The organism is Rhizobacter sp. (genome assembly GCF_035702065.1).
Lineage (GTDB): Bacteria > Pseudomonadota > Gammaproteobacteria > Burkholderiales > Burkholderiaceae_C > Rhizobacter.
In genome coordinates this window covers 1-5223 of the sequence record NZ_DASSRA010000296.1, presented here as the reverse complement: position 1 = coordinate 5223, position 5223 = coordinate 1, and the positions used below count along the sequence as shown (strand labels likewise).

The 5223-nt window shown below is 62.7% G+C and carries 6 protein-coding genes; 2 read left to right on the top strand and 4 right to left on the bottom strand.

Translation table 11 applies throughout. The features are described 5' to 3' along the window. Both VFL64_RS13515 and VFL64_RS13510 read left to right on the top strand, forming a co-directional pair. Positions 1 to 286, top strand: a 286-nt coding sequence (locus VFL64_RS13515) for a methyl-accepting chemotaxis protein (protein WP_489540900.1), incomplete at its 5' end; no start/stop codon positions are given. Positions 287 to 371: 85 nt separating this feature from the next. Continuing rightward, on the top strand, positions 372 to 1898 hold the full coding sequence (locus tag VFL64_RS13510) for a methyl-accepting chemotaxis protein (RefSeq protein WP_489540899.1): 1527 nt from the start codon (positions 372 to 374) through the stop codon (positions 1896 to 1898). Here the strand turns inward: VFL64_RS13510 and VFL64_RS13505 are convergent. The 4 genes from VFL64_RS13505 to VFL64_RS13490 form a co-directional block, all read right to left on the bottom strand. Continuing rightward, positions 1895 to 2182: a hypothetical protein gene (locus VFL64_RS13505; protein WP_489540898.1), complete on the bottom strand. Its 288-nt coding sequence runs from the start codon at positions 2180 to 2182 to the stop codon at positions 1895 to 1897. The two genes, VFL64_RS13510 and VFL64_RS13505, sit on opposite strands and share 4 nt — an antisense overlap. After that, positions 2179 to 2595 (bottom strand): hypothetical protein, encoded by a 417-nt coding sequence (locus VFL64_RS13500; RefSeq protein ID WP_489540897.1) that lies wholly within the window; start codon positions 2593 to 2595, stop codon positions 2179 to 2181. The genes VFL64_RS13505 and VFL64_RS13500 overlap by 4 nt, the downstream gene beginning before the upstream one ends. A gap of 103 nt (positions 2596 to 2698) precedes the next feature. Further along, on the bottom strand, positions 2699 to 3424 hold the full coding sequence (locus tag VFL64_RS13495) for a hypothetical protein (RefSeq protein ID WP_489540896.1): 726 nt from the start codon (positions 3422 to 3424) through the stop codon (positions 2699 to 2701). A 64-nt stretch (positions 3425 to 3488) separates the two neighbouring features. Next, positions 3489 to 5223 (bottom strand): T6SS effector BTH_I2691 family protein (locus VFL64_RS13490; protein ID WP_489540895.1); only part of this gene is annotated, 1735 nt, incomplete at its 5' end.

The window sequence follows — 5223 nt, the reverse complement described above, 5'->3', positions numbered from 1 at the left end:
GAAGGTCGAATCGGGTTCGCGCCTGGTGGCCGACGCCGGCGCCACCATGAACGAGATCGTGGGCAGCGTGCAGCGCGTGACGGACATCATCGGCGAGATCACCGCCGCCGCCTCGGAGCAGTCCGACGGCATCGGCCAGGTCAACACCGCCGTCGTGCACCTCGACCAGATGACACAGCAGAACGCCGCGCTGGTGGAAGAGTCGGCCGCAGCCGCCGAATCCTTGAAGGAACAGGCCCGGCGCCTGGCCCAGGTGGTGTCGGTGTTCAAGCTGGCACGCGCCTGAGTTCCCCTCCCCCTCTCCGAACGCAAGGCCCGCGATGCGGGCCTTGCGTTCGTTTGGGCATCAGAAATAGAGCTTCCTCTCACTCATGAAAAACCTCTCGCTCGCCGCCAAGCTGTGGATTCCCACGGTCTTCACCACCGTGATGCTGATGACCATGTCGGTCGCCTCCTGGCTGCGCACCGCGCAGACGCAAGCCGCGGCCACCGCCGAGCAATCGGCGCAGCAGACCCGCATCGAACTGAGCGCCCGCTGGATGGGCCTGGCCGAGACCAACGCCGCGCGGGCCACGGCCGCCGCGATCAGCAGCGACACCACGCTGGCCGAGCGGATGCGGCCCGAGGCCGACGCGACGAACACCCGCATGGCCGAGATCCGCAAGCAGCTCGAATCGAGTGCCGCATCGGCCGACGAACGGGCCGCCCTCGCCGCGATCGACCAGAAACAGCAAGCCTTCAGCGCCGCCATCGCGCAGCTGCATGCGCAGAACCCGGGCGGCGCGGCGGTAATCGACCCGGTTCGCCCGGCGCTGGCCGAACTGATGAATGCGCAGCAGACACTGGTCACCCTGCACGAGCAAGGCGCGCATGCGCTGCGCAACAAGACAGGCCAGGAGCGCATGCACACCGTCTACCTCGCAGGCGGCGTGATGGGCGTCATCGCCCTGCTGGCACTGCTGGCCACCTGGTACCTGCAGGGCATGGTGCGTGGCCCGCTGAAGCAGGTGCTGCGCGTGGCCAACGCCATCGGCGAAGGCGACCTGACGGTGCGGGTGGACAGCCGGCGCAAGGACGAGATGGGCGAGGTGCTGCGTTCGCTCGCGCGCATGGGCGAGTCGCTGGCGCGCATGGTGGGCGAGGTGCGCACGGGCGCCGACAGCATCAATACCGCCAGCAGCGAGATCGCCTCGGGCAACCAGGACCTCTCGGGCCGCACCGAACAGACCGCGTCCAACCTGCAGCAGGCCGCGAGTTCGATGGAGCAGCTGACCAGCGCCGTTCAGCAGTCGGCCGCATCGGCCCGTCAGGCCAACCAGCTCGCCGCCTCGGCCGCCGAGGTCGCCTCGCGCGGTGGCTCGGTGGTCTCTCAGGTGGTGACCACCATGGACGAGATCAACGCCAGCTCCAAGAAGATCAGCGACATCATCGGCGTGATCGATGGCATCGCCTTCCAGACCAACATCCTGGCGCTGAATGCCGCCGTGGAAGCCGCCCGCGCCGGCGAGCAAGGTCGTGGCTTCGCGGTAGTTGCCGCCGAGGTGCGCAACCTGGCGCAGCGCTCGGCGCAGGCGGCCCGCGAGATCAAGGGCTTGATCGGCGCCTCGGTCGACAAGGTGGAATCCGGATCGCGCCTGGTGGCCGATGCCGGCGCCACGATGCAGGAGATCGTGGGCAGCGTGCAGCGCGTGACCGACATCATCGGAGAGATCACCACCGCAGCCGACGAGCAGAGCCAGGGCATCGTGCAAGTGAGCGGGTCGGTGTCGCAACTCGACCAGATGACGCAGCAGAACGCCGCGCTGGTGGAAGAGTCGGCCGCCGCCGCGGAGTCGCTCAAGGAGCAGGCGAAGCGCCTGACTCAGGTGGTATCGGCCTTCAGGCTCGCGCGGGCCTAACGATTGCTCAGCACCTCGCGGATCGCCGCCGTCGTGTTGACGGCGTGCTCCGCGATCTGCTCCGGGTTCATCGCCAACACCTGCAAGGGGTAGGTGCCCGACACGAAGCCGCTGAAGGCCACCTCGACCGCCACCACCTCCGGCGAAAGTCCTTCGACCGCGGCCACGAGGCAGTGCATCACCGAGCTGAAGCCTGCGTCGTCGAACAGGGGCTCGGACTCGTGGGTGACGCGGTAGTCGTAGGCCTCGGGGCCGGTCTGGTCGATGTCGATGCGGGGGATCATGGGGTGACGCGCTCCAGCTTCCAGATGGCCGCTGCCGTGAGCGGCTTGTCTCCGCTGCCGTCCGGCACGATGAAATCGACCTCGACTTCGTCGCCCGCTTGCAGCTGAGACAGGTCGAACACATTGGACGCGACGGCCACATCGGCCGTCTGGCCTGCGTCATCGGCGAGGCGGATGGTGCCTCGATCGGCGTCGACAGCACGCACAGTGAAGGCCCCAGGAAGCGGCCCGCGTGCCACGCCATCCGTCGGCCGCAAGCGACCAAACGCGACCGACCCGCCGGGGCGGCCTGGCCGCGGCCGGTAGATGGGGTTGCTCACGCGCTGCGCCAGGCTGTGCGTGCCCAGCGTGGACAGAGCCAGTGCGGCCAAGCCTGCCTTTGCGAACGTCGCCGTGATTGCTCGTCGGTTCATGGCCAGTCCTCCGTCAGTCGGTGCGAATGGGTGAGGGTGAGGCGGATTCTCACCCAACACAGCTGTGTGCGCCCTGACCGGCAGGCAAGCTTCGGCAGGAGCGTCAAATCAAGGCGAGCTTGCCATCATCAATGGCCTTCTGGTAGCAGTACACGTTCTTGAATTGGTGGCTGCTGATCGACTTCTCAACGATCTCGTCCTGATGGAAGAAGAAGTACATGTAGCCATTCAATCGCACCCTTTCGGGATGCAAGAAGCCCAACAACCGAAAAACTTCCGTGGAAGGCTTCGCCAAAGCCTTCATGTCGGAATTGGCCCAAAGAGCCACGATGCCGCATACAAGGAAGGCCACCATTGCACCATTTGCCATGTGCCCCCAGAAGCCCCCTACAAGCCCTAACAGCCAGTAACCACCAGCCCAGCAGAGCAGACCGAATACAAAGCCAAAGAAAGCAAGCCTCAGGTTCGCCAAGGCTTCTGCCTTCACTCCCCAGGGATGCTTGATCCACAGCAGCCCGCGACTCGGGGCCATGATGGACAGCGCGCAAAGAGCGCCCCTTTGCCGCACGACCACCGCTTTGACGTCATCGCCGTCTGGAAGCAATTGAGCCCCGGCGAACTCTCCCCAGACAACCTGCTCGCCAACCATGCAAGCGAAGTTTTGAGTGTCCTCTCCGTCATACATTGCAAGCGCAGCCGCGCTTGCGGCCTGCCCGAACATGTCCCCGACCGCGCCACCGACGCTGGCTGCAACACTTTTGCTCTTGTAGTGTTTGTCGATCTTGGCAAGCAGGTTATCCCTTCCGAGCTCCCAGTGGAGATGGGTCAACCGGCCTTCAATGACGAATGGGGCTTCCGCCTCTTACACGACATGATCCTCCAGAGCACCCATGTCAGCCGCTCATCCCAACCGCTTGGCAAGCCTTTTCCAGGGCCTCAAGTTCTTTGTGAACATCCTCAAACTGCTCCGACTTGGTCTCGCCACCCAACCAGTTCTTGGTCTTCTTCTCTTTGCGGAAGGTGCACTTCTCACACCAGTTCTGCAGATCGTCGTCTTTGAAGTAGAGATAGCCGATCTCGAGTGCGGTCAATGCCAAACCGGCGAGATTGAAGCGTGCCACCCAAACAAGCAGCCGCACCCGGGCTGCAAGCCTCAGCGCCAATCCGCTCGCGGAAATCAGTATCCGGTAGCGAATCTTGTGCTGGACATATCCCTTGGCGGTGTACAACAGCAATGGCTCCGCGTACGAGAACGCTGCGGCCATGGTGAACCCCGCCCCGATGAACCCCGTCATTGCCCGCATCGTATAGATGGCCTTGAGATTCTTGTCTGATGCCGTGTGGATCTTGCTGAGATCAAGCAAGGCACTGCAGATCCCGGCTCCCATGCTGAATAGGCCTGCACCCAGCTTGAACCCTCCCCGCACAATGTCAGCGCCCTTGTTGATCGCACCGATTGATTTGTAAGGAGCAATCTCGCGGACGGATTTCGCAGCAGCGTAGAAGGTATCGAGGACGATGCTGAAGATCGCCATGATGGACCCACCAACTTCGAGCCAACCTTTGGAGTTGTTCTCGAACTTCCAAAGCTTGTCGCCAAGCGCAATCATCTCGATGCAGCCCAGCACCACGCCGATTCGAGCCTGGTGATAGTTGTTTGTGGGTTGCCCCTTGTCACCAAGTTTCTGCATCTCCTCGATCGTCACCTTGACCTTGGCTTGTGCTTTGGCCCGCGCATCGGCAACCAGCGTGTCCAAGGAGCCGTCAACTTCGCCTGCAATCTGCGAAGCCCGGGTACGGATCTGCTCCGTCTTCTTCTCCACCCGGCGATCAGCCAGTTCCTGGTTGCGCTCTGCACTGCGCCCCTTGTAGCCATCGGCCAGCTTCTCTGGAGCAGTCGGCTTTGGCGGAGTCTTGAGCATCAGTTCATCAAAGGCCAGACGCTCGGCCACACTTCCCAGCCGGGCGTACAGCAATCCGCTGATTCGCGCGGTCAGCGCCTTGTCAAGTCGACCGTTCAGTCCGCTGCGAAAGAGCACGCGTGTCATATCCGACACCTTGTGCTGAAACAGGATCTCGAAGCCGTGTTGGACGCCCATCGCCTTCCCCAGGCCACTCGGCTGGACCCACTTCTTTGAGAACACTTGCCCCTGATTGCGAGCCCATTCGTCGAATGCTGAATCGACCGACTTGAAGCCGCTCACCACGTTCTTTGTCAGTTTCAGCATCAGCGCGGCATTGATGTCAGCCACTGCTTCAACGTTCGCGGCAGCGGCTTGCACATCGGCAGAGGCCTTCGACGCCTCCGCAATCAATGTTTGCTGATTGAAGTACACGCCCCGCATATAGAGATTGGATCTTCCAACCTCTGGCGCCTTCACCCATGCGTCGATCTTTTCTTCACCCGCCTTGCAGCCGGACATCCCGATTGAGCAGATGGCAGACTCGGCAGCAAAGTGGTATCCGGAGTTCGCATCCTTTGGGTCGTAGATGTCAAACGCAGCCACAAGACGCGCAGATTCGAACCATTTGACGTGATCCGGCACGCGCTCGTCAGCCTGTGCAAAGGCTATCGCATTGAATGTCTCGAGTTCTCTGCGAAAAGACGTCAAGCCTGGCTCGTCGAGC